General features: G+C 60.5%; 15 protein-coding genes. 9 read left to right on the plus strand and 6 right to left on the minus strand.

Annotated features, from left to right (window positions below):
* Positions 1-12 precede the first annotated feature (12 nt).
* On the plus strand, positions 13-1,599 hold the full coding sequence (locus U9R61_RS15445; RefSeq protein WP_322489705.1) for an amidase: 1,587 nt from the start codon (positions 13-15) through the stop codon (positions 1,597-1,599).
* A gap of 39 nt (positions 1,600-1,638) precedes the next feature.
* Here the strand turns inward: U9R61_RS15445 and purF are convergent, their stop codons facing one another.
* Positions 1,639-3,111: an amidophosphoribosyltransferase gene (gene purF / locus U9R61_RS15450; RefSeq protein ID WP_322489706.1), complete on the minus strand. Its 1,473-nt coding sequence runs from the start codon at positions 3,109-3,111 to the stop codon at positions 1,639-1,641.
* 78 nt (positions 3,112-3,189) lie between these two features.
* Here purF and U9R61_RS15455 point away from each other — a divergent pair, with 78 nt between their 5' ends.
* The 3 genes from U9R61_RS15455 to U9R61_RS15465 are packed head-to-tail and all read left to right on the plus strand — an operon-like array spanning position 3,190 to position 8,249.
* Positions 3,190-5,514, plus strand: coding sequence for a S8 family serine peptidase (locus U9R61_RS15455; RefSeq protein WP_322489707.1), 2,325 nt, complete (start codon positions 3,190-3,192; stop codon positions 5,512-5,514).
* A gap of 34 nt (positions 5,515-5,548) precedes the next feature.
* Positions 5,549-7,585, plus strand: a complete 2,037-nt coding sequence (locus U9R61_RS15460) for a histidine kinase (protein WP_322489708.1) — start codon at positions 5,549-5,551, stop codon at positions 7,583-7,585.
* 1 nt (position 7,586) lies between these two features.
* Positions 7,587-8,249 carry a response regulator transcription factor gene (locus tag U9R61_RS15465; protein WP_322489709.1) on the plus strand — a complete coding sequence of 221 codons (663 nt, stop codon included), beginning with the start codon at positions 7,587-7,589 and terminating at the stop codon, positions 8,247-8,249.
* A 444-nt stretch (positions 8,250-8,693) separates the two neighbouring features.
* Here U9R61_RS15465 and U9R61_RS15470 read toward each other — a convergent pair whose 3' ends face one another.
* Both U9R61_RS15470 and U9R61_RS15475 read right to left on the minus strand, forming a co-directional pair.
* Positions 8,694-12,086 (minus strand): peptidase, encoded by a 3,393-nt coding sequence (locus tag U9R61_RS15470; RefSeq protein ID WP_322489710.1) that lies wholly within the window; start codon positions 12,084-12,086, stop codon positions 8,694-8,696.
* 34 nt (positions 12,087-12,120) lie between these two features.
* A complete protein-coding gene (locus U9R61_RS15475; RefSeq protein WP_322489711.1) occupies positions 12,121-16,332 on the minus strand; it encodes an adenylate/guanylate cyclase domain-containing protein in 4,212 nt (1,403 codons plus the stop codon).
* A gap of 439 nt (positions 16,333-16,771) precedes the next feature.
* Between U9R61_RS15475 and nadA the strand changes: the two genes are divergently transcribed.
* From nadA to nadC, 3 genes are read left to right on the plus strand one after another with little or no spacing between them, the layout of a single operon-like run.
* On the plus strand, positions 16,772-17,743 hold the full coding sequence (nadA, locus tag U9R61_RS15480) for a quinolinate synthase NadA (RefSeq protein ID WP_322489712.1): 972 nt from the start codon (positions 16,772-16,774) through the stop codon (positions 17,741-17,743).
* Between the two features lie 38 nt (positions 17,744-17,781).
* The gene (nadB, locus tag U9R61_RS15485) at positions 17,782-19,407 is read left to right on the plus strand and encodes an L-aspartate oxidase (protein ID WP_322489713.1); all 1,626 of its coding nucleotides are present in this window, start codon (positions 17,782-17,784) and stop codon (positions 19,405-19,407) included.
* 39 nt (positions 19,408-19,446) lie between these two features.
* Positions 19,447-20,298 carry a carboxylating nicotinate-nucleotide diphosphorylase gene (gene nadC / locus U9R61_RS15490; protein WP_322489714.1) on the plus strand — a complete coding sequence of 284 codons (852 nt, stop codon included), beginning with the start codon at positions 19,447-19,449 and terminating at the stop codon, positions 20,296-20,298.
* 7 nt (positions 20,299-20,305) lie between these two features.
* Here the strand turns inward: nadC and U9R61_RS15495 are convergent, their stop codons facing one another.
* From U9R61_RS15495 to U9R61_RS15505, 3 genes are all read right to left on the minus strand, one after another.
* Positions 20,306-21,382: a hypothetical protein gene (locus U9R61_RS15495; RefSeq protein ID WP_322489715.1), complete on the minus strand. Its 1,077-nt coding sequence runs from the start codon at positions 21,380-21,382 to the stop codon at positions 20,306-20,308.
* Between the two features lie 287 nt (positions 21,383-21,669).
* Entirely contained in the window at positions 21,670-23,844 is a 2,175-nt protein-coding gene (locus U9R61_RS15500; RefSeq protein WP_322489716.1) for an ATP-binding protein, read from the minus strand.
* Positions 23,841-24,521, minus strand: coding sequence for a response regulator transcription factor (locus U9R61_RS15505; RefSeq protein ID WP_322489717.1), 681 nt, complete (start codon positions 24,519-24,521; stop codon positions 23,841-23,843). The genes U9R61_RS15500 and U9R61_RS15505 overlap by 4 nt, the downstream gene beginning before the upstream one ends.
* An 840-nt stretch (positions 24,522-25,361) precedes the next feature.
* Between U9R61_RS15505 and U9R61_RS15510 the strand changes: the two genes are divergently transcribed.
* Together U9R61_RS15510 and U9R61_RS15515 are read left to right on the plus strand one after the other, a co-directional pair.
* A complete protein-coding gene (locus U9R61_RS15510) occupies positions 25,362-25,823 on the plus strand; it encodes a CSLREA domain-containing protein (protein WP_322489718.1) in 462 nt (153 codons plus the stop codon).
* Entirely contained in the window at positions 25,816-26,232 is a 417-nt protein-coding gene (locus U9R61_RS15515; RefSeq protein WP_322489719.1) for a choice-of-anchor Q domain-containing protein, read from the plus strand. The genes U9R61_RS15510 and U9R61_RS15515 overlap by 8 nt, the downstream gene beginning before the upstream one ends.
* Positions 26,233-26,301: the final 69 nt, after the last annotated feature.

Here is a 26,301-nt window from a genome sequence, read left to right on the forward strand (position 1 = left end):
GCATCCCGCACTATGCCCGTACTGAGCTCGGAGGAGGCCATGACCACCAACGACCCAACCAGCTCGATCGGGGCCATTGCCTATGAAGCCGCCATTGCCGAGCTACAAGCTGCAATGGAGAGCGGCGCGATTAGCGCCGAAGCGTTGACCATGGCCTGCCTCGAACGGATCGAAGCCCTCAATCGGGCAGGGCCGTGTCTCAATGCGGTGATTGATGTCAGCCCGTCGGCGCTCGAAACGGCGATTGTGCTTGATACCGAGCGCGATGCGCGCGGGCCGCGCAGCCCGTTGCACGGCATCCCGATCCTGCTCAAAGACAACATCGACACGCTCGACGATACGGTGACGACCGCCGGGTCGCTCGCTCTGCTCGGCTCGCGCCCGGCGACGGAAGCAACAGTGGTTGCCCGGCTGCGCGCTGCCGGGGCGGTGATCTTGGGCAAGGCCAACATGAGCGAATGGGCCAACTTCCGCAGCACCTCCTCGTCGAGCGGGTGGAGTGCGCGCGGCGGTCAGGCGCGCAATCCGCACGTGTTGGCGCGCAGTCCGTGCGGGTCGAGTTCAGGCTCAGCGATTGCCGTCGCTGCCAGCATGTGCGTCGCCGCCATCGGCACCGAAACCGACGGCTCGATCTCGTGCCCGTCGGCGCTCTGCGGCGTGGTTGGGATCAAACCCACCGTTGGTTTGACCAGCCGGGCCGGTGTGATCCCAATTAGTTTCACCCAAGATACAGTGGGTCCGCATGCCCGTTGCGTCGCCGATGCCGCTACTGTACTCGGCATCATCGCCGGGCCTGATCCGCGCGATCCGGCGACGGCAGCCGCCGCCGGGCATGTGCGGCCTGATTACCGCACCTGCTTGCAAGCTGATGCGTTGCGTGGGGCGCGGATCGGGGTGTTGCGGAGCGATCGCTTTGCCGGCTTTGGTCGCCACGTCGAACGGGCCTTGGCGGCGGCGGTGGCGGCGATGGCTGAGGCCGGCGCACACATTGTTGATCCGGTCAAGCTGCCGGAGGAGTTGCTGGCCTTTAGCGAGACTGAGTTGACCGTGCTGCTCTACGAGTTCAAGGCGACGCTCAACCGGTATTTGGCCGAGCGCATTCCCGATCCGCAAGCAGCCACGCCGGCGCCGCGTTCACTGGCTGAATTGATTGCGTTTAACGAACAGCATGCCGAGCGCGAATTGCTCTTCTTTGGTCAAGAGCTGTTGCTGCAAGCGGCGGCAGTAGGTGATCTTGACGATCAGGCCTACCAACAGGCGTTGGCGGCTAGCCGTGATGAAGCGCGGAAGGCGCTGGATACGGTGCTCTATGAACTGCAGCTTGATGCGCTGGTCGCGCTAGCGACCGGGTTGGCATGGCCAATCGATCTGATCGGTGGTGACCGCTACCTTGGCGGCAGCAGTTCGTTGCCGGCAAGGGCCGGCTACCCGATCGTAACGGTGCCGGCGGGGATGGCGTTTGGCCTGCCGATAGGAATCAATTTTATTGGTGGGGCGTGGTCGGAACCAATGCTGATTCGGTTGGCGTATGCCTTTGAGCAAGCGACTCGCTTTCGCCAACCACCCGCTTACCGCGAGCGGATCGTGGGAGACGAGTAGGGGCACGTAGGTACAGCGCCGCTGTGCCCCTACGTGCCCCTACCGCACCTCAAACACCTCTTTATCGACCATCTCGATCTCAACCGGATACTTGCCGGTAAAACACCCAGTGCAGAAGGTCGCCGGGTCGCGTCCGGTCGAGCGGATCAAGCCTTCCAAGCTCAGATATGCCAAACTATCAGCACCGAGATGTTGGCGAATGCCCTCGATCGTCAGGCGGTGGGCGATCAGTTCGGGGTAGGTTGCCATATCAACGCCGAGGAAGCAGGGGTGGCGGATCGGCGGCGACGAGACGCGCACATGCACCTCGCGCGCGCCAGCCTCGCGCAGCAGGCGCACAATTGGGCCGCTGGTGTTGCCACGCACGATGCTGTCATCAACCAGCACCACCCGCTTGCCGGCCAGATTGTCGGTCAACGCATTAAACTTGAGCGCGATGCCCAACTTGCGCAGCCGGTCATCGGGTTGGATGAAGGTGCGACCAATGTAGCGGTTCTTAATCAAGCCTTCCGAATAAGGGGTACCCGACTCGTGCGCATACCCGATCGCTGCCGGCGTTGCGCTATCAGGCACGGCGATCACCACATCGGCGTTGCACGGCGCTTCACGGGCCAATTCACGGCCTTGCGCCACCCGCATCGCGTGCAGCACCTTGCCGTGCAGCATACTGTCGGGGCGGGCGAAGTAGATGTATTCAAACAGACAGGCGGCGGTGTGCAGCGAGGGTTGGCGGGCAATCACCTGCGGCCCATCGAAGGTAATCTTCAGAATCTCGCCCGGCTCGATCTCGCGCACAAATTCGGCCCCGATCGTCCCGAGCGCACAACTCTCGGAAGCGACCACCCACCCCTGTTTGCCGAGCTGGCCGAGACAGAGCGGGTGCAGGCCCCACGGATCGCGCACCGCGTAGAGCGCATCGCGGGTGAGCACGGTCAAACAGTACGCGCCTTGGGCTCGCACCATAAAGACCTTCAGCTTCTCTTCCCACGTCCGCCCCTCGCCGCCGGCCAGCATCTGAGTGATGACTTCACTATCGCTGCTGCTGGTCAGGCCGACGCCGCGCTGCAACAGCTCGCGGCGCAGCGACGCGGCGTTGGTCAGGTTGCCGTTGTGGCCGACGGCCAGCGGCCCCAAGGCGCTTTCGACCACGAAGGGTTGGGCATTCTCTAGCTTTGAGGAGCCGGTGGTGGAATAGCGGGTATGACCGATCGCCATATAGCCGCTGAGCGGGCGCAACTTTTCTTCGTCGAACACTTGCGCAACTAGCCCCATGTTCTTATAGTAACGAATACTGCGACCATTGCTCACCGCAATGCCAGCGCTCTCTTGGCCGCGATGCTGGAGGGCGTAGAGGCCGAAGAAGGTTAGGCGGGCGACATCGGCTTCAGCGGCGACAATGCCGAACACACCGCATTCGTGACCCGGTTTATCATCGGGTGTAGCGGGATCGTCCGTCTCGCCGGCAATGGTATGATTACGATCAGCTACGCCTGAGAGCGATTGATCGTCCATGGAACATCTTCCTCCTGCGCGCAGGGTTGGGGACACGTTGCATCGTTGCTATCTATAGAAAGTATAACACGGATCGTTATGACATCTTTCGACCAAACCGCGCGGCGTACCGGTCGTTCGTGGGGCATAGGCTGCTTGCTGGCGGCGGTATTGCTGATTGCGCTGGGGATTGGCGGGTTTTTGCGGTTGGTGGAAATTGGGGTCAGTCTTTTCGGTACGGGTGGCATTGGCCGGGCGGTTGTGATTTGGATCAGCCTGATCGTAGGGGCAGTGGCTTTTGCGATCTGGGCCGGGTTGGGGCGGGGCGCGGTGCGGGCGGCGGCGCTGCGCTGGCTGGCGGCGCTGCCATTGCCGGCTATGCTCGCATTCATGGCCTTGATACCCTCGGTGGAAAGCCAATGGAGCGCGCTGGCCCAGCTTGGGGTGAGCGTGCTCTATGTGCTCGCGTTGATGCTGTTCGTGCGCCGGCCAGTGCAATGGGGGTGGACGCCGGTTGCGGTGAGCACAGGGTTGCTGGTGGCGTTGCCATGGTTGGTAATTGGCGCTCCCGGTTCGTGGCTCGATGTGGGATTGGCGGTGTGCCAAGGCGCGGTGGTAGGTTGGGCTGGTGGGCAGTTGCTGGCATGGCAACCGCCGCAAAGTTGGCAGAGTGCGAGTGTGCCAACCGGGGTATGGTTGGCTGAAGGCGCGGCGCTTGGTCTGCTGCTATTGATCCTGAGCCGGGCGCTGGGGCCGAATAGTGCGCCACTCCTCTTTCTCTTCGCGGCGCCGGCGGGCGGCTGGTTGTGGCTAGCGTTGGGCCGGCAGGCCGATCTGAATGTTGCCGCGCCGCTCTCGGCCAGCTTTGGCCTGTTCTTCTTTGGGTTGCCGTTGGCTTTCACCGATCCCGATGCACTGGTGACGCTGTTACTCTTCAGCAGCTTTCCCGAAGGGTTTCATCTGGCGTTACTGGCCGCGATCGGGCAGGCGCTGCTAGCATTGCTGGTGACGCCACTGGCCCTGTTTGTCACTGACCGGCGAGTCCACGTCGCGGGGGCCGGGTTGGCGGCAGTGGCCGGCTTGGCGTTGTTGATCGGCGGGGACCGGGCCGCGCCGGCAGGCGATCGTGTGTTCGTCGTCTTGCGTGATCAGGCCGAGGTGAGCGCGTTGGCGACGATCGCCGATTACGATCAGCGTCGCATCGCGGTGTATCAGCGGTTAACGGCGCATGCCGCAACCACGCAGGCCGATCTGCGGGTGGCGCTCGATCAGCTTGGGGTGCGCTACACACCCTACTACCTCGTCAATGCGCTCGAGGTCGAAGCTGATCTGCCCTTGCGTCTGTGGTTGCAGAGCCGGCCAGAGGTGGCGGCAGTGATGCCGGCGCCGCACCTGCGGCCATTGCCGTTCTCGCCGCTGCCGGCGACGGGTGATCAACCGCCGCCAGGCGAGCCGCCGTGGAATGTGACCACGATAGGCGCGCCGGAGGCGTGGGCATTGGGGGCGCGCGGCGCGGGCATTATCATTGGTCAAGCTGATTCGGGGGTTGAACTTGAGCATCCTGAACTGAGCGATGCGTATGCCGGGCGCACGGCCAATGGCGTCGAGCATGCCTATCACTGGCTTGACCCGTGGACGGGGGCGACCGCGCCGTATGATTTGGGCGGGCATGGCACCCACACCTTGGCAACCGCGCTGGGCAACACAGTTGGCGTAGCCCCTGATGCGCAATGGATCGGCTGCGTCAGTCTGGCCCGTAACCTTGGCAACGCTCCGCGCTATCTCGACTGTATGCAATTTCTGTTTGCGCCCTATCCACCTACCGGCGATCCGTTGCGCGACGGTGATCCGGCCCGTGGCGCGCATGTCTTTAACAATTCGTGGGGTTGTCCGCAAGACCTCGAAGGCTGCGCGCCGGATGCGCTGCAACCGGCGGTGGCGGCGTTACGCGCCGCTGGAGTGTTTGTGGTGGCGAGCGCCGGCAATGACGGCCCGGCGTGCAGCTCGCTCAATGCGCCGTTAGCGATCTACGACGACGTGCTAACGGTGGGGGCGGTGGATGCTGAGGGCCAACTGGCACCGTTCAGCAGCGTTGGCCCGGTGCAGAGCGATGGCAGCGGACGGGCCAAGCCTGATCTGGTTGCGCCGGGGGTCGATATTCTTTCGGCCTATCCTAACCAAAGTTATGCACGGGCCGATGGCACCTCGATGGCCGGGCCGCACGTCGCTGGCGCGGTCGCGTTGCTCTGGTCGGCCAACCCGACCCTGATCGGGAACATTGCTGAAACCGAACGCATCTTGCGCGAAACCGCCCGACCCTACACCGCCGCAGATGGCGAGCGGTGCGGGGACGGTAATGTCGCCGGTGCGGGCATGCTCGATGTAGCGGCGGCGGTGCGGCGGGCCATTAGCAATAACCGGTGATCGCGCTGTTCGCTCGATATGATACACTCATGCTATGAACCATCGCCTATCGTCGCTCATCCAAACCATCATCTTGCGCTATCAACGCGCTGCGCTCGCGTCTCTCATCCTGCTCTTGCTGGTGACGCTGGTGGTAGCGTTGAGCGCAGTGAGTGACGCGGCCTTACGCGCCGAATGGCCGCGCTTGGCCGGTATGCTGGCTTGTCTGGGATTCATGCTAGGAGTGGCATGGCTAACCCCGCTGCGGGTCTTGACTGTTTGGGGGCAACTGGCGTTGATTGGGCTCGAATTGGCGGCGGCAGCCGGAGCGCAACTGCTCACGGCGGCGCCGTTGATAGATTACATCTACCTCGTGCTGGTCTTGCAGGGCATTATCCTCTTCCGGCCATGGGTGTGGGCGATCATGGCGATTGGGGTGTGGGCGATTTGGGCGATCGTGCGCTACCAGCTCTCGAATGATCTGATCGGGTGGCTGCAAAGCAACTTGGCGATCGCTTTCCCGGCCACTTGCGCGATCATCGCTGCCTTCATCTATGCCCGCCACGTTCATCGTAGCGAGCAGATGCAATCGGTGTTACAGCAGATGCAGCAACGCTATGCCGCCTTTTCGGCTTTGTTGCGCGAGATGCAACAGCGCGCAGCTAGCGAGGAGCGCCAGCGTTTATTGCATCTGTTGGCCAGCGAAGTGCAACAGGCGTTAGCAAGCGCCGAACAGAGCGTCACTGCGGCCTTGGCGTTGGCGCAGACTAATCTTGGCCGGGTGCAGGCTGTGATTGATATACCGCGAGCAGCGGCGGCGAATGCGATCGAGCGGCTGCGGGCCACGGTAACAGCCCTGCGCTATCAGCCGGGGAGTAACGAGCCACCGCCGCGCTTGACGCTGGCTGGCGCCGTTGATGAGATACTAATCGCGCCGCGCCCAAATCACGTACTGGCGTGGCTGTTGCCGTCGCTCTTTGTCTCGTTGTCGTTGGGCTTGGCGTTGCTGCAACCTCACCCGCTATCACTCGGCGCATTGCTCTGGCTCTTGGCGCTGGGTGGGTTGCTGGTTGTGACCAGCGCTTGCACCCAGCAGGTACGGCATGCCGTTTTTGTTCAACTGGGATTGGCAGCGCAAACCCTGACCATTACACTGATGGTGGCGATGACCAATCTGCCGCCGCTGCTCTGGGGGTTGTTGCTGGTGGCATGGCAAATGGCCAGCCGGCTGTCGCTCTTGCAGTGGCTGCTGTTCGCGGCGGTGCTGCCGCTCCTGCTCATGGTGGTGGGGTTTTGGAAGCCGTTCGAGCTTGACGTAACGACAACAGTAAGCTTGCTGGTGGCGATGGTGCTGGTAAATGTGCTGTTGTTGCTGGCCCGCTATCAGTTGCGGCGCCGCCAGCAGGTGGAATGGCAAGTCAAGCTGCTCGAAGCCGAGATGCAGCAACAGGCTGATGAGATGCAGGCGATCACAGTGGCTGCCGAGCGGGCGCGGCTGGCGCGCGAAGTGCATGATGATCTGGGATCGAAACTGGTGCTGATCAATCTGGAATTGCAACTAGCGGCTGAGCTGGCTGCCGAAGATGCGGCGGCTGCCCGCGACCATTTGGTCAATAGCCGCGAGTTGCTGCACAGCGCATGGCAGAGCCTCTTGGCGGTGGCCGATGCCGAACTCCCGGTGCAGGGAGCGACCTTGGCCGCGCATTTGCGCCGGTTGGCGGTGCAATGCGCCCAAAGCACGCGCGTGCGGGTGGAATTAGAGATGCAGGGGGCGATTGATCATCAGGCAGCACCGGTGACGCATTGTATCTATCGCGCGGTGCAAGAGGGTTTGACCAATGCTTGCAAACATGCCCGCGCTGACGCGATTGCCGTACAGGTCAAGGCCGAAGGTGGCTATGTCGTGGTGACGATCACGAATAATGATCAACCGGATCGCATCCTGCCACCGATTGATCTGGGCAGTGGCAGTTTTGGCCTGATCGGTTTGCGCGAACGAGTCGAGGCCCTCGGCGGCGGTCTTGAAGCGGGGCCATTGCCCGATGGCGGCTGGCGGTTACGGTTGGTGTTGCCGGCGGAAGGCGGTGGCTAAGATGGCGATCCGTGTCTTGATTGTTGATGACCAGCCGTTGATTCGTACCGGCATTGCCACCTTGCTGGCCCGCAAGGCGGATATTGAAGTGGTCGGTCAGGCCGGCAATGGCCGCGAGGCGCTCGAATTGGTTGCGGCGCTCGACCCGGATATTGTGCTGATGGATGTGATGATGCCGGTGATGGATGGGGTTGAAGCGACGCGGCAGCTCGCCGCGCGCGGCCCGCGCCCGGCGGTGATTATGCTCACCACCTTCCATGATGACGAGCGCGTTTTACAGTCGATTGCCGCCGGCGCGCGCGGTTATCTGCTCAAAGATGTCGATCATCGTGCGCTGGCCGAGAGCATTCGCACCGTTGCTGCCGGAGGCGCGCTGATCCACCCGCAGATTACCGCCCAACTCTTGCCCCGCCTGAGCCAATTGGCTACCACTGCGTCGTCGCCGGCTGAACCGCCTGCTGCTGAACCGGCGATTGGGCTGACCCCCCGCGAGCGCGAGATTCTGCTGCTGCTTGCGCAGGGCTATACCAATCAAGAGATTGGCGAGAAACTCGCCCTCAGCATCGGCACGGTCAAAAACCACTTGAGTGTGATCTTTGCCAAACTCGCGGTGCGCGACCGCACGCAAGCTGCATTATGGGCGCGTGAGCATTTGCGCCAGTGACAGCGAATGGGGGGAACGAATAAACGAATGCAGGAGTGATCCCCTTGCTCTAGCCCGCATAGCGGGGTTCGTAACGCTAGCCCAGCCCTTCAGGGCCGGGTGCCGGATCACACGCCCTTCAACCGCCAAAGCCGGAGATTGCTGCGGGACTGCGCCCCTCGCAAGGATAATGGGGCACACCCCCGCGTTCCGTCTGTCATTGCGAGCCGCCGGAGGCGGCGAAGCAATCCCCCGTGGGTACGGGAACGGCCCCTTTCCGCTGAAGTTGCGAGACGGACAGCCCATGGTGATCGCTGTGCAATGCCTCAAGGCCCAGTGCTCCACTCCCCTCTCCCGCGCCAGTGGGAGGAGGCTGGGGGTGAGGGTCAGCAGCCTGCGCAGCGGGCTTCGTAACCACAATGCCCGGCCCGTGAGGGCCGGGCATTGTGGTTGGGCGTAGTCTGCTTACTTTGCGATCACCGGCAGCAGCACCCGATATGTCGGCGGTGCAAACGCGCCCTTTGCAGTGTACATGGCCGTATTGCCAGCATTGTCAATGGCGGTGATGATCAGCCGCACATCAGGCCAGTTGCGCGGTACACTTGCCAGCCAACGTTGCCGGTTGAGCGGATCTTGTGTAAAGGTGAGCGACGTCCACGTGATGTTGTCGGCAGCGAGGTAAACACCGGTCACGTTCACTTGCGGGTTGGCAGGGTGGTCGGGATCGCTCACGAACGCCTCAATCGGCGTTGAGATGCTCTGCAACCCGGCATCTTGCCCGGCAATGCGCACTCGTTCGATCACCGGCGGGTTCTGATCAGCCAAAGCTTGACTGGCGCCGCTTGCTGCCGGATCGGTGTAGACGATCTGGTAGACAAGCCGGGTGTAGGTGCGCAGGGTGCCGGTAACGCCGTTGGTAGCGCGGAATTGGGCAGCAGTACTAATCAGGGTGTCGCGTTGATCGGCGTCGCTTCCGGTCGTGCTGTGGCCAAAGAAGCGGTCGGGTACCCACACTCCGATCCCGGCGCTGAAGTCAGGTTCGATCGTCGTCGTAATCAACGGCTCGAAGGTCTCGGTCACGATTTGGGTAATGGTGGGGTTGAAATTCTCGATCGTGTTGTACTGCCCACCCACAAAGATGACATCGCGCACGACCAGCGGTGCATGATCACTATCATCATCGCTGCCCGACAACGCAGTAATGTCGTAGGTAAAAGCGGGCAATCCCGGCATGCCAATCAGATTGTTGTTGAAGACGGTCACCGTTGGGGTGACGTTGAAGGTGCTGGCGAGTAAGAACGTATCGCTAATCGTAAAGTTGCTCGCATTGAGCTGGACAACGCTACCGGTGCGGGTTGGTTGCAGGTAGTTGGGATCGTAATTGATCGTAAACGTAATCGTGCGCGTCAATTGGCTGCCGGAGGTGGGAATGGGCGCCGTGCGATCGCCAGCCGGCAGCTCAGCATTGAGGTATTCGACCGGCGCGGTCAGCGGGTTGTCAACCAAGACCCGCTTCCACGGCAAGCCATACAGCGTCGTGATAGCTAACACTTTGTAGTCGTAGGCGTTGAGACCGATTGACGTTCGCAGATAGCGGAGCTTAGCGTTGACCAGCGCCTCGCCGATGCTGCGCCCGACATAAGTAACCCCATTTTCCGCCATCGGATCGGGCCGCGTCTCGTTCCGTGTCAGTTCTTGGGTTAGCAACGCCGCCAACCGCTCGCTGTAATCCACCCCGTCAAGGGTGCCGTAGCCGTAGCCGGTGTTGCCGATCCAGTTGCCAGCGTGGCGGTTGAAGGCTTGGGCGAAGTCGGCTGCGTAGTAGCTGCTCGGCAGATCGCGGGCTTGGATGATCGCGCTGGTAGGCACATTGTATCCGCTGTGACAACCAACCGAGTAGTAGATGGTGTTGTAGAAGAAACCGGGGCATAACATTGGATAGAAGTCGCAGGACGAGGTGATTTCCCCATAGCTGGCGCCCAATATGCGATCAGCGGGGAAGTTGGGATCGCTGCCGCGCTCAACGGCTGGAATGATCTGCCAGTGGTCGAAGTGGGCGTTGAGTGAGCTGAGCAGGGTGTTGGTGCGGGAAAAGACATCGACTGGTGTGGTGAAGAAGCCGGTCGCGTTGAGCGGCTGTTCGAGCCAATTGTTCTCGAAGTCGCTGCGACTCCACGTGTTGTTGATGGTTGTGCGTTTGGTGACACTGATCGACGTCGCTTGGGTAAGGGTGTGCGTGATGGCGTTTGCACCGTCGATCAAGAAGTCGTAGCCGGTGATCGAAGCGCTGCGCGGGTTGTATTCTTGCGCAGCCAGCAATATGGTGTCTTCCTCCCATCCGGGCTGGTTGCGTCGCAAGAAATCGGCGATCTCAGCCGGTTGTTCGACGAGCCGGCCCACAGCTAGCCGTGGCACAAACAGCGGGAAGCCGTAGAAGCGGTAGGGCCGATCGGCGCCATACGGATTGTCGCTCAACATCATGCGGTTGCGCAACGCCGCGCCGAGCGGGTTGTCGGGCGAGATGAGGCTGGCGCCGTTACTGCGCGCATCGATCGTCTTCAGATATTCCAGATAATCAGCCTCATTGGCGATGGTTGTGAGGTCGGGCAGGCGGAAGAAGGGGATGATCTCGTCGCTGCCGACTAGCACAATATTGCGCACGTTGGGGTAGGGCGTCACCGGGTTGGTTTCGTTCCCAAGATTGCCATCATTATTTGCCCGGATGAGGTACTCTACCCTGACGTTACTCGAGCTGCCATTGCTGGTTGGGTCAATCGCCGCTTCGATCACGTGATCAATGATGCTGGCGATGTAGTTGGCGTAGAGCGGGTTGCGTTGGTTGTCAGGCTCAGACCAGTTGCTGAGCAACGTGTTGAAGGCAAGTGCGTTGCTGCCAACGATCAACTCAAGATCGGCGAGATCGATCACGGCACCTTTTTCTTGAATGAGCGTATTTTCGGAAGCTCCGCGCACGATGGTTTGCGTCAGGGCGTACGATTGTTGCAGGGTCGTAGTAATGAGATTGATACTCGCGCGATCATTCAGATATACCTCCTGCATCCGAGCTGAGTTGATGATGTAGAGGGTAGTAACGGCTGGATCGGGCCTGTCGGTGTAAAACTCGACATGCGGGGCCGGGCCGAGCGATTGGAGTGTGCTGCGCTGGAGCGTGATAACCAGTTGGTAGGGGTGCGAACTGGTCTGGCCGGCGCTCGAGGGAGCGACGGCGACGAAGTACAATCCCGGTTGCCACACAATTGTCTCGATCCGTTCGTCGTGGGTGCTGGGGTTGATGCTGATAGAGGTAATCTGGCCGCCGATAGAGGTAATCTGGCCGCCGATGGAGGTGATTTGGCCGCCGATGGAGGTGATTTGGCCGCCGATAGAGGTAATCTGGCCGCCGATCTGGGTTACATCCTCCAAGCCGCGTTCGCCATTGTCAAACTCGAAGGTTTCGGTGGCGCCGCCGACGCCGGTCACTGGGTCAACCCCGCCGCCAAAGACCAGATCGTAGTCGGCGCCGAGGTTGGTGAGGTCAATGGTGATCAATGAACCGGGAGCGTCGATCGTGAATGCGAAGTAATCGATGTCGCTCGATGACGAAACCACGCCACTGATCGGCTGTCGCCAGCTATCGGTGCGGCCTACTGCGATTGGTTGAGCATTTCGCTCAGCGGGGGGGATGATTTTATTATTCGGCTCAATCTCATTGATGGGTGATAATTCGGTAATGCTCGTAGTGCTGGTGACATCGATTGGTTCAGCCTCAGCGGCAGTGGCCGGGGTCGGGCGTGGTGTCAATGCCAGTGGCGTCAATACGAGACTCACCAGCGTCAGCATGAGCAAGAGGCGGCGCATAGCGATACTCCTTCCGAATGAAGAACCACGATGTTCACGCCAGCAACGCCGCTGCAAGCGCCAGATCGCGTTGGGCATCGAGTTCGGTAAAGATGGCGATCGCTTCCGTGCGAGCAACCGCTGCTACGGCAAGGTCGTGGCGGGCCAGAGCTAGCCGGGCCTGTTGGTAGCGGACTTTCCCTAACTCGTAGCGATTGTCGAGTTGGGCCAAGGTGGAGCTACTGCGGGTGAAGAGATCCTCTGCAACATCAAGATCGCCGGATGCCAACGCGATCTCGCCGAGCACCCGATTGGCAATTGCCGAGTCGTCGGCTTGGCCAAGCTCTTCAGCAATAGCTAATGAACGATTGGCATCGGTACGGGCCTGTTCGCGATCGCCTAAGGCCAATGCCGCCAGTGCGGCTAACCGCAATACTTCGGGCAGGAAACTGCGGGCATTGATCGCTTCCAGATCAGCGATAGCAGCCTCAAAGAGGGCGAGCGCCTCAGCGGCGCGCCCTTGATTGAGCAGCACTTCACCGCGGTTGTAGCTGGTCACGGCCACGCCAAGCCGCGAACCAAGCCGGGCAAAGAGTTCACTGGCGCGCTGGTACAACGCGCCAGCCCGGTCGAGCTGGTTCCGTCCCACGAGCACGACGGCCAGATTGTTTGCTGTGCGGGCGGTGGCCAGTACATCGCCGATATTTTCCGAAATCGCCATAGATTGTTCAAAGACGGCGATCGTCTCGGCCCACCTCCCGGCTTGAGTGTAGACCCGGCCAAGGTCGTTGAGCACATCGCATAAGCCGGCCAGCATATTCGCCTGTTCATAGAGGGTGCGCGCTTGGTTGAGCGCCTCGATGGCTTGGGTGCGGTCGCCTTGATAGCCGGCAATGTTGCCGATAATCTTGAGGGCGCGGGCTTGATCGGTAGCATTATCAGTTTGCGCCGCCAAGGCATACCCGATCCGCGCCCATTCCATTGCGTGAGCGTAATCGCCGGTGCGGTACGCGATACCGGCGCCCAAAATGTAGCAGCGCGCAGTTTCCGCCGGTATGCCGCGATGGGTGCGGGCCATACCCTCGGTCAGCCGGTCGAAGGCGGCTTGATAGCGCGAACGCCGCTCTTCAACTGTGGCGAGCATGCGGTGCATGCGCAACCAGCGTTCACTGACCGGTTCGGCTCCTACCGGTAAACTGAGCTGCAGCGCCTCGTGGAAATGGTGTTCCGCTTGATCGTATTCGCCCAAGACCAGATGCAATTCACCGATCGCTTCGTGGATCGCGGCCACTTGATCGATCAACTGCGCTGGCGGTAAGACGGTGCTCAGGCGCGGCGCAATGTTGAGCGCGGTGGTATAGAGGGCGAGCGCGTCGCGGTTGGCGAAGCGCCGGCGAGCTTGCTCGGCGGCCTGCACGTGGTAGCGCAACGCGGGCAGCCACTCTTCGGCTTGCAGAAAGTGCCACGCTAGCACAGCATATTGCTCTTCGATCTGATTGGCGGCAATGGATTCAATCCGGTGAGCGACGCGGGCGTGCAACGCGCGGCGGCGGGCGTAGAGGATGCCTTCGTAGGCCACATCGCGCAGTAGCGCGTGGCGAAAGATGTAGGCCAGAATCCGCTCTTGCTGATCGGCTTGGATGAGTTCGCCTTCGATCAGGCGCTGGATGCTCTCGTCAAGCGCGGGCGGGTTCGAGTAGACGCCTTCCACCACCGGGCGCGGAAAGCGACGCCCAATCACCGAGGCGACTTGCACTAACTCTTGGCGCGGTTCGTCGAGCCGGTCGAGTCGGGCGATCAATAAGCCTTCGATGCTGCGCGGCAGCTCGATCTTTTCGATCGGTTGCGTGAGTTGCCATGCGCCGCTTGCCTCGCTGCGCACCAACAATCGGTCACGCACCAGCGCTCGCACCAATTCCTCGATAAAGAAGGGATTGCCTTGCGTCCGGTCAAGTAACGGTAAGATGTTGTTGGGCGGCGAACCGCCGAGGAGCGCCGTGAGCAAGGCTTGGCTGTCGCTGGGGGGCAATTCGCCTAACTCGATCCGGACAGTGTTGGGGAGTGTTTCCCACGGTGCGGGCGATGCCATTTCGGGCCGGTAGGTTAGCAACAATGCGAGCGCCCGTCTAGCGACGGCTTTGCTTAGGCGTTCGAGCACTTCGAGCGAGGGTGAGTCGGCCCAATGGCAATCTTCAAGTACCAACAAGACCGGCTCGCGGGTGGTGGTGGCGAGAAAGATTTCGACAATCAACTCTTGCAGCCGGTCGTGCCGTTGTTGGGGCGATAAACCGGAGGTGAGCAGCGTGTCGGCCAGCGGCAAACCGAGCGCATCAGCCAGCAGCGGCGTAAAACGGCTGGCATCCGGCACGAGCTGTTCGACGCGGGCAACCGTGTCAGCAGCTAATTGTGCCGGCGCGGCGCGCAGGTCTAGCCCGAGCGCATTCATCAGCGGCGCGCGAATCACGGCGTAGGCGGTGCGTTGCTCGTAACTTTGGCAATCGCCGAAGAGAATCGTAAACGATGGCACATCATTGGTCACATGATCGTGTTCGGTGGAAGCGATGACTAAGCGCTGGATCACCTCCTCGGCTAAACGCGATTTGCCGGCGCCGGCTTCGCCAACGATGGCAATTGTGGCTCCTTGCCCCTGTAATGCGGCCTGCGCCACTGCCAGCACCTGCGCTAATTCGGCATCGCGCCCGATCAGGGGGGCGATGGTCAGATGTTCCGGACTGTGACGAGTGGCGACCGCTGCGATCTGAACAACTTTGGCCGGTGTTACTGCTGCGCTCAATCCCTTGAGGTGGAGCGGCGCTCCCGGTTCAAGCACAAATTGGCCTTCGACCGCGGTCTGGGTGCTGGGCGAGAGGTAGATCGCTTCATCGGGAGCAGCCGCCATCAGGCGCGCCGCTAGATTAACCGCCGGCCCCATAACGGTGTATTCATAGCGGGTTGCGCCACCTACTCGTCCGGCAAAGACAGTGCCGGTATTGATGCCGATCTTCTGCGCCAGCGGCGGGACGGCTGCGTCCAATATAGCTGCGATCTCGGCGTTGGCGTCGTGTAACGCCTCGTGCAACTCGAGCGCGCAGCGCACGGCCCGCGTCGGGTCATCTTCGTGAGCAGTCGGCGCCCCGAACAACGCCATCAACTTGTCGCCATGAGTGTACATATCGACTTTGTTGATGATGCCGTCGTAGCGATGTACGACTGCCTGCGCGCGCCGGTAGTAGGCGTTGAAGACGGCGGCGGCTAGGTTGGGATCAGAATCGAGCACCGCAAGGTAGCGAGAAAAATCGTGGATATTAGCAAATAGCACTGTCACCGGGCGAAACTCTCCCAATTCGCCGGCAGCCGGGTCAAGAAAACGCCGGGGCAGGCGATGTACGAGGTAGGGTTGCAGGGCGGCCAATTGACGGGCCAAGCGGTTAAGGGTCGCCAGATCATCGGGGCCGTCGAGTGGCAGCGGCGGTGGTGGCGCGATAGTCGCCTGCGCTAATGCCAGCCCGATGAGACGGTAAAAGCCGTCGCGGCGCGCCTCAAGCTGCGTCTGTTCAAGGAGTTGGACGGTTTGGCCGGTAATCACCACCTCACCCGGAGCGGCGATCTCTTGCGCGAGTGCCACCCGGTTGACTTCCGGCCCGGTCACCACCAGTTCGATATGGCTCTGATCGCCGACTTCGGCGGCAAACACGCGCCCGGCATGCACCCCAACCCGTAGCCGCAACGTAAAGGTGCCGGCCCGGGTTTCGAGATTGGCGAATTCAGCCATGCGCGTTTGCATCGCCAAGGCCGCCGTACAGGCCGCAGTCGCGTGCTGATCGCCGAGCGTCGCAGCATCGAAAAAGACGGTCAGCGCATCGCCGCCAAACTTGAGCAGCGCCCCGCTCCGCGCTTGGACTTCGTGCAGCAGCGCGGCGAACAGCCGGTTGACGACCGCCGAAACTTCTTCGGCGCCTTGCCGGCCAAGCACCGAGAGTCGTTCGGAGAGGGCCGTGAAGCCGGACAGATCGGCAAAGAGGAGTGATCCATCCCAGAAAGCGCCGGTGGTGCGTCCGGGTTGCGGTTCGGCAAGTTGGCTCTGCACAATGCGGGCTGGAATAAATGCGGCATGGGCTGCTAACCGGGTGCGCAGATCACGCCCAAGGCGCGTGCGCACGGGGGCCGCGAGATCTCCGGTAGTGGTGAGTTCGGCGATCTGCTGATCGTCAAGATGAGTGATCAGATCACGCCATGCTGTCAGCGAACCGGTCATGACTACTTCCATGCTCGATCTCGACGATCGGTAAGGTGTTTGCATCTACATCTGTAAACGAGTCGACGCCAAAGATTGTTTCGCGGTTGCGGTTCCGGTCTTGTTGCGATGGATCGGGTGATGATACCCACAGGCGTCGTCATGCCGTCGTGAGGGTCAGCCAACGCCATGCCACACCTTGCCCTGATGCCCGCAGCTTTCCCCTTGCGTCCGCAGGGTCTCTCATCGTTGGTTCGCAATACCGCTTGGTTTCCGCTGCCGTGAATTGATCGCAGACTGCTTGCATGCTGCTGCGCTCTCATTGTGCAGCGAAAGTCGCAAAAAGAGAAGAGGGTAAACCGGCCTTGTGGATAAAAAATTTTTTAGTGACCTCTTGACAATATCTCGCGGGGGGTGTATACTCATCGTAATTGTTAAAAGTGTAATAATAACACTAATTGGAGAACGCCCCATGGTCGCCCAGCTCTACGAAACGACCGGCGCAACCGCTGCCGAATTGATAGCCGAGATTAACGACTTGCGCCGCCAGCGCAACGCCATCATTTTGGCTCATAACTACGAATACGGCGAGATTCAGGAGATCGCCGATTACGTTGGCGACTCGCTCGGTATGGCGCAGGCTGCGGCGCGCACCGCTGCCGATGTGATCGTGGTTTGCGGCGTCTACTTTATGGCTGAAACGGCGGCCATTCTCAATCCGCAGCGCACGGTGCTCATCCCCGATGCCAATGCCGGTTGTTCACTGGCCGATTCGATTACGGTCGAGCAGTTGCGGGCATGGAAGGCGGCTAATCCCGGCGCGGTCGTGGTGAGCTACGTCAACACCAGCGCTGCGGTCAAGGCCGAGAGCGACTATTGCTGTACGTCGGGCAATGCCGAGCGGGTGATCAATGCGATTCCGGCTGATCAGACGATCTTGTTTCTGCCCGATATGTTCCTCGGCAGTTATTTACGCCAAAAGACGGGTCGTCCGCTCAAGATTTGGGCCGGCGAATGCCATGTCCACGCGGCGATTCGCCCGGCAATGATCGAGCAGAAGCGGGCGGCGATGCCTGATGCCGAGTTTCTGATTCACCCGGAATGCGGCTGTGTGAGTAGCGCGATGGATGACCTAGCCCGCGGTGCGATTGATAGTCGCGGCACCTATATCCTTTCTACCGAGGGCATGATCGCGCATGCCAATCGCTCGCCGGCCAGCCGGTTTGTGGTCGCAACCGAAATTGGCGTCTTGCACCGCATGCGTAAGGCCCATCCGGACAAACAGTTTGTGCCGGTCGATGAGTCGATCAGTTGTCGCTATATGAAGCTGATTACGCTTGAGAAGGTGCGCGATAGTTTGCGCGATCTGCGCGAACCCGTCACCGTGCCGCCGGAGATTGCCGCGCGCGCGCGAGTCGCAATTGACCGGATGTTGGCGTTGTAGTCGTGGCTATGCACCGCATTGCCGCCGGAGGAATCACCATGCAATCTATCTCTGCCCCACGGAGTGCGTTACAATCGCTACCCCCAGCCCGCGAACGGCGCGTTGATGTCTTGGTCATTGGCGCCGGCGCGGCTGGCCTGACTGCCGCGTTGGCCGCCGCAGCGCGCGGCGCGCAGGTCTTGGTGTTGGCTCGTGGTTCGTTGCCGGAAAGCAATTCAGCGTGGGCGCAGGGCGGCATTGCCGCGGCGCTCGATCCGTCCGACTCGCCGGGGATTCACGTCGCCGATACGTTGACCGCCGGCGCCGGTTTGTGTGACGTGGCGGCGGTGTCGGTGCTGGCCCACGAAGCGCCGGCCTTGATGCGGGAATTGGCCGAACTCGGCGTCCCCTTTGAGCGTGATACCGATCGGTTTGCGTTGGGCTTGGAAGGCGGCCATTCGCGCCGGCGCATCGTTCACGTCGGCGATGCCACCGGTTGGGCGGTGACGCAGATGCTGATCGAGCGCGTAGGGGCGATGCCACGCATCACGGTATGCGAGCAGGCGCAGGCGGTTGATCTGCTCACCGCTGGCGAGCGGGTGGTGGGGGCGTTGGTGCGGTTGGCCGGCGGCACGTGGTTGCGGGTGTTGGCGGCGGCGACGGTGTTGGCCAGTGGCGGGGCCGGCGCGTTGTATGGCCTGACCAGTAACCAGCCTGCCGCCTTGGGGGAAGGGATCGCGATGGCGTATCGCGCCGGCGCAGAAGTGGCCGATCTGGAGTTTGTCCAGTTCCATCCAACCGTCTATCGCACCCGTGACGGGCAGGGATTTTTGATCACCGAAGCGGCCCGCGGCGAGGGTGGTTTGCTCTATACGCCAGCGGGCCGCCGCTTTATGCCGGCCTACGATCCGCGGGCTGAATTGGCCCCGCGCGATGTGGTGACGCGCGGGATTGTCGCGGCGATGCAGGCGGAAGGATGCGATCATGTGCTGCTCGATCTGACCCATCTGCCGCCTGACCTGATCGAGCATCACTTCCCCACTATCTGCGCGCGCTTGCGGGCCGATGGAATCGATCCGGTGCATGATCCGATCCCAGTGGCGCCGGTGGCCCACTACCTGATGGGGGGTGTGCGCACTGATCTGAACGGCGCGACCAATCTGCCCGGCCTGTTTGCCGCTGGTGAAGTGGCTTGCACCGGCGTACATGGCGCGAACCGGCTGGCGAGTAATTCACTGCTGGAGTGTATCGTCTTTGGCCGCCGGGCCGGCGAAGCGGCGGCTTCCTATCGTGGTCGCGCCGTGCCGCTGCCCGATCCGTTGCCGATCGTGTCCGTGGCGGCAGTGCCGCCGGCTGATTGGCGCACCGCGCTGGCGACGATCATGCGCGCGGCGGGGCCGCTGCGTCACGGTGATGGCCTGCGTGCTGCCCTGACTGAACTGGCGGCATGGCCGATTAGCGCCGACCCTGCCGATGCTGATGGATTAACAGCGGTCAATGCCGCCCTGACGGCGCGGTTGATCGTCGCGGCGGCCATGCTGCGCACCGAGAGTCGCGGCGGCCATTTTCGCCTCGATTACCCGCAGAGCGATGAGGCGTGGCGCAAGCATACTATCTTGTGCCGCGATACATCGCCGGTGTTTGTGACCGCCATTGCGCCGGCGCCAGCGTTGGCCGTCGACTAAGCGGGGCGTGTTCTCCGCATGACACTGAACGGAGCTTGTATGGAACTCCCGTTGCACGTCATCGATACCATTGTTGCCAATGCCCTTGCCGAAGACATCGGCAGCGGCGATCTGACCACGCTGGCTGCGATTCCGGCGACCGCGCCTATGACCGCTCACGTTGTCACCCGGGAGGCTGGCGTAATCGCCGGCTTGCCGGTGGTCGTCGCCGTTTTCCGCCAGCTCGATCCAACCGTAAAGGTGCTGCTGCACACTACCGATGGCGCCGCAGTCGCTGCCGGCGCCATCCTTGCCACCGTGACCGGCCCGGCCCGCAGCATCCTCAGCGGCGAACGGGTGGCGCTCAATCTGTTGCAACGCCTCAGCGGGATCGCAACGCTGACGGCCCAGTATGTAGCAGCGGTGGCCGGCACGCGGGCCCAGATTCTCGATACCCGCAAGACCACACCCGGTTTGCGCGCGCTCGAAAAGTATGCCGTGCGGATGGGGGGTGGGCGCAATCATCGGTTTGGCCTGTATGACGGTGTGATGCTCAAAGACAACCATCTGGCCATGCTCACCGCACAGGGGATTGATCTGGCCGCGGCGATTGCCCGCGTGCGCGCGCAACTGGGGCCGATGGTGCGGATCGAGATTGAAGTTGAGCGTGTTGCTGATGCGATCACTGCTGCCGAAGCCGGCGCTGATCTGATCTTGCTCGACAACATGCCGCTCGATCAGCTCCGCGCAGCGGTGCAGGCGGTAGCCGGTCGCGCGCAGACCGAAGCCAGCGGCGGTGTGAATCTGCAAACGGTGCGGGCGATTGCCGAAACCGGGGTTGACTACATCTCAGTTGGGGCGTTGACCCATTCGGTGCGCGCGCTCGATATTGGGCTCGATTGCGTAGCGTAATCGCGGCTTACTCGTCATCGGCGAGATGCTCAACCCGCAATTGCCAGAGCAACCCGCCCAACGCCGGGCCAAACCGGTCAATCAAGCGCTGGCGCGTGCGGCCCTCTTTGTAGCGCTGATGGGCAAAGCGCTGGATCTGCTGCTCTTCATCGCCGACGCGCAACGTTTGCATCAGTTTGAAAGAGACATCGTTGAGGCCAAAGGTAGCGGCCACATCCACCAAGCGGGCAATCGACTCGTAAGGTGGTTCGAGCAAGATGGTAGCGTGCGTGTAGATGCCTTGCTCGCGGGCGGACGCAATCAACTTACGGGCCTGTTCACGGCTGCTAGCTGAGTCGAAGACGCTGGTCGCGGCCAGCGCAAACGTGATTGCCTCGCAGCCGGCTTGCACTAACTGCCGGATCCGCTCCTCACGCAGGTGATCAAGGGCGACGGCAGCTTGCCATTTAATATTGCAGTGTGCGCCGATCAACTGATCGAGGAACTCATCGAGCCACTGTTCATCGATAGTGAGCTCTGGTTCACAGAACAGAAGATGGCGAATGCCAACTTCTTCGACCAGAGCGCGAATCTCGTGGCAGATCTGGCGGGGCGGGCGCAGTTGCCATTGGTTATGCATCCGCCAACCAATTACCACCGGCGTCTGCACTTCACCACCCGGCGCGCGCAATGCATAATGTTCGAGCGAGAGCAAGTGACGGGCCGGGTATGGCAGTTCATCGCCGGTCTGTGCAGCCAGTGTGTTGGCGCCATGCAGCCAAGCTAACACGCTGGCGGTGGCTGCTAATGCCTCACTACCGCTGCGATGCACGAAGAGCGGCAAGATGTCGGGATAGGTTTGGTGGATGTGGGAGACTGCCTGCTCAATCGCGTGGCTATCTTCACCGGCGATGATGACACGCTGTGGTTGGAAGGTTTGCAGCCGGCGCTGAATATCTTCCCAACCGCCTAACGGATCGAGCGCGCGATCGTAGATGCGCACAATCGCGCGCCGCTGTTCGAGCACCGCCGCGATATATGCCATCGTGAGCGGCGGGAGATGATTATCATCTTTGCTTGGGAGCGCAATAATTGCGATCTTCACAATGACTCCAGCCGGTGTTGGGCAGTGGTTAGCAAGCTCCTACATCGCGATAAGCTGAGGGATGGCATTGGTTGCGTTATGAACGATGACCCACAATCTCCGTTAGCAAACTCCTACATCACGATAAGCTAAGGGATGGGTCGCTAGCGTACGCCGCAAGGCCTTAACCAATAACCAATGGTGCAGGGAGCCGTCGCAACGTCTCTCTTTTTTCTAGCGCTCTCCTTGCTGAGAAGTGTAGCATAGTTGTGGTCAGATGAATGTGACGACTTTGTCAGAAAGTGTCTTCACTGCGCGATAGCCCGATCACCAGTATTGGCGCCAAACGTGCGTTCGTGCTGTAACGGCAATGAGAACGAAAAGCGCGTTCCTTTGCCAACCTCGCTGTACGCGATCCAAATGTTACCGCCGTGCGCTTCAACAAACTGCTTGCAGATCGCCAATCCAAGGCCTAAATGCGGCCCTCGTGAGCTGCCGTTGCCTCCGCTGTAGAACGATCGGAATACCTTGTCAAATTGTTCGGGCGGGATGCCGATTCCGGTATCAGTGACGTGAATATGGATGTACGGTTGCTGCAATTCGGCGCTGACAGTAATCTTCCCGCCGGCAGAGGTCGCTTTCGCTGCGTTTTCGATCAGATTCACTAAGACTTGGCTAATCCGCTCTTCATCAGCCATGACATCAGGCAACTGATCGGGAACATCCCACCCCAATTCGATGTCAAGCTCTTTGACCTGTTGTTGCTGTTGCATGCACGTGGCAATAATTAGATCAATCACATTGGTGCGCACCAGATTCAGCTTGAGCTGGCCAGTTTCTGATCGGTTAAGGTCGATCAATTCGACGATCCGTTTGGCGAGCCGGCGGGCGCTCCTATCCACTTCTTGCAGAAATTCACGCTGGCGTTCACTGAGTTTCCCGACGCTATCGCTCTCTTTCAACACGATTTTGAGGTAGCCTTGCAGCGTGTTGAGCGGGTTGCGCAATTCGTGGGATACTTTGGCGATAAACTCGCGGCGCTGCTGTTCTTGCGCCTTCTGGCCGGTCACGTCATGCAACACGAGCACAGCAAGGCGCGTATCCGGCGAGGGGCTAACCAGCGTGCCGTGGATCTGATAATACCGTGCCTCATCACCCTCGCCATCATGCACTTCCCGGACGAGCGAATCGCCTGCCTGATGAAGATAGCTAGCGATGTTGGCCAATTGGGTGGCCAGCGTGCCATTGTTGGCCGCGCTTTGCGCTAAGTCCCGGCGCGCGATGGTGTTGTCGAGATAGACTGACCCCTGATCGTCGTAAACAATCAGGCCATCGGCCATGTCGTGCAACACCGTGCTAAGCATCGCCTGCTGCCGGCTCAACTGGACGTGCAGTTCGGCGTTACGGATAGCGATCATCGCCTGAATGCTGAACGACGTGAGATGGCGTTCTTCGGCGAGCGAAAACGCCTCTTCTTGGTGGCTGACCACGCTCAATCCGCCGCGCACTTGGCTAGGTTGTTCAGGATCGAACAGGGGAACGCTGAGCGCAGCGCGAAACCCATAGCGGGCCAGCACGGCCCATTCTGGTCGTTGCTCGATCTCGTGATGGTCGAGCAAGATGGTACGCTGGCTGGTAATGACGGCCTGCGCGAGGATGGCCGCCCAATCGGGGGCATGGCGATCGGCGTGCAGGATACGGTGTTCGAGATCGGTGAGCTGGATCAGGGTCAAGGCCGCATCATCGATCCGCTGTACTCCTAACATGTAGGCCAGCGAGTCAAGAATTTGGCGCAACACATCATCGAGACTTAGTGAGCTGCTGATCGCGCGCAAACTTTCGCCAAGCGCTTCCATCCGGCGCAACCGATCTCGTAAATCATTGTTAGACGCTTCAAGGCTGGCGACCTGTTGCTTCTGCTCACGGCGCAGGTTCTCGTAACGGGTGCGCCATTCGCGCGTAGCTAGGTTACGCTGGTTGCCAAACAAGATCAGCGTCGCGATGGTCACAGCACTGATGAGGAAGCTGCCAAATGCGGCGAGGTTGCTGAACATGCTAGAATCGGGCAGGGCCAGTAATGGGAGATCAAGCGCGAACACCAGCCCAACGAGCCCCGGGATCAGCGCCAACCACAATGAAGAGAAGCGATAGCGCCATGCGCGCAGCGCGCTGATACCCTGAATGAAGGCTAAGGCGGGAGTTAAGCCGGCGGTGGCAATGCACCAGCCAAGCGCAATGGTATCACTGATCCCGGCGACCAGCAACAGCCGCCCGGTCAACAGGGATATGCGACGGATCCAGAACAGCAAACCGATATTTACAACTGCATAGCCGATCAGAACCCAAAGTACCGGTGGCGGTAGGTCGAATTGGGTCAGCGCCCAACTCAACCCTAGTGCCGGCAACGGCAATAGGCGACGAATGATAGTTTGCAGTTTCTCGATATTAGACCGCATGATGGCCGGTGAGATGCTATGGTTCACGGTTCAAACTTGTAGCCAAGGTTGCGTACCGTAATCACATGGCGAGGATGATCCGGATCCTCTTCCACTTTGGTGCGTAAGCGCCGAATGTACACGGCGACGAGGTTGCTCTCGCCTTCGTAGTCGTAGCCCCAGACTTTACTCAAGATTTGGGTCACGTTCAAAATACGGCCAGCATTTTTCATCAAATAGTAAAGCAGGCGAAATTCAAGCGGGGTCAATTCTACGACGCGACCATCAGCAAAGATAACTTTGTGCTCGACCGGGTCAAGGGTAATATTGCCTTGGCTGAGGCGCGTTGACGTATTCAGCATATCGGCGTTGCGCCGGCGTAAGACGGCCTCAACTCGGGCTAATAACTCCGATGGCTCATACGGTTTGACCAAGTAGTCATCGCCACCGATTTGCAGCCCCGTCACCCGATCTTGCAGTTGTGATCGCGCCGACAGAAAGATAATGGGCACATCAGAATTGCGCCTGATCTGCCGGCAGACTTCAAAGCCATCGATCTTGGGCATCATGATGTCGAGCAGGATCAGATCGGGGTTGTGCTGCTCAATGACTTGCATAATACTGGTGGCGTCGTGCGCGCGGAGAACCCGGTAGCCAGCTTCCTCAAGCAGATACGAGGTTAATTTAGCGCTGGGAATATCATCATCAACCACCAAAATATTCATGGAACGCTCCCCGTTTGATTCTGATGCGCACACCAATAGGGCTTGCATATTACAGCTTATTCATTGTACCACTTGCCGATTGCTTTTGGTAGAGTGGTCACATTAAAAACTTGTGTCTGCTCTTGTACTGCCTCGGGGAGTGCGCCGCCTGTGTCTGATGCCCAACATGCTAGCTTGCGATGTGCTAGACCATAGCGCTGTGGAGCGCCTCTCCGTCGTTTGTGATCCCTCCACTTACGCCGTAGATCGATGTGAGCGTGCTCTGCTGAACCTCCGCTTCGTTGCCGCAGCGAGGACGTTTTGAGGACGCTTGATCGTTACCATGCAGATGGTCTCGTTCTGATCGGTAGAGGCGTTGTTGCGCTATCGGGTGCTTAGCTCAGAGGTGATCTCATCCCACAAGCTGATCCCCGGCTGTTGTTTGCTCGCAAGTGCATCGGGCAACACCATCAGCAACGTTGCACCTGTCTGAAAGCGATCCGCGCGCTCGATCCGGCTTGACCGGACTCCTTCCGGTCAACTTTGCGGAGCCGCGGTGAACAGGATGGCCTGCGGCTGCAACGTCCGGCAGCCATTTGCTGGCACCATTACGATAACTGCCCGGCTTTGCTGCCGGAGCGAAACCGCTGTGCTGGGTGCGATTGCGCCGCCAACAATGAATCGATCGGTATGGGTGCTCTGGGTGTAGTTTTGCTGGTGCGTTTCCTAGTCCGGTATGCTGTTCAATCCACACATTCGCGGAGGTCATCATGAATATAGTTGCGTTGGGCCGGTGCGCTCCTGCTGATAGTGATGCTGTTTGCGCGGCAGCACGTTCAACCTGTATACGCGGCAGGATATGTGGTCAATGCGCTGGCCGATACGATTGCCAACGACAGCGCCTGCACGCTGCGCGAAGCGATTCTAGCGGCGAACAATATCCCTGTTAACGCCAACTGCGGCGCCGAGAGCGCCAGTAATGACACTATCACCTTCAGCGTGAGCGGGACGATCACGCTTGGCGCGCCGCTACCGGCTATTGTGGCAGGGCAGGGAACGCTGACGATCGCCGGCGGCGGAAATATCACCATCAGCGGCAATAATGCGGTGCAGGTGATGATTGTGGACAGCGGTGCCGATCTCACTCTGCACAACCTGACCATCGCCAACGGCAAAATCGCCAGTGGAAACGGCGGAGGCGTTGCCAACTCAGGCTCGTTGACCGTGAACAGCGTCACCTTTTCGAATAATAGCGCGTCTATTGGCGGCGGCATCATCAATAATGGCATACTGACTATCAGTAACAGCACCTTCGGTGAATAACAGCACCTTTGTCGGCAATAGCTCCAGCAACGCCGGGTCTGGCGGCGGCATCCGGATCAACGGCGGCAGTGCGACGCTGCGGAATACGATTATTGCCAATAGCACGAGTGGCGGTGATTGCGTGGGCGTGCTGACCGGCGCCAACAACAATCTTATCGAAGCCAATGCCAACGCTTGCGGCCTGACCAACGGCGCGAATGGCAACATCATCCAGGATCCGCAACTTGGTACGCTGACTGGTTCGCCGGCCTACTTCCCGCTCACTGCGGGCAGTCCGGCGTTCAACGCAGGTGATAACGGCACCTGTGCCGCTACCGACCAGCGCGGCTTGTTCCGTCCGCAGAGTGGTCGATGTGATATCGGCGCGTTCGAGCTGAGTGTGATATTGGTGCCGTTGGTAACACGCTAAATGAGCACAACTACCATTGCACCGCCAACACGGTGACGGTGCATCCGGAGATCAGGCGAGGATCGCGGG

The sequence above is a fragment of the Chloroflexus sp. genome (assembly GCF_034431535.1).
GTDB lineage: Bacteria > Chloroflexota > Chloroflexia > Chloroflexales > Chloroflexaceae > Chloroflexus.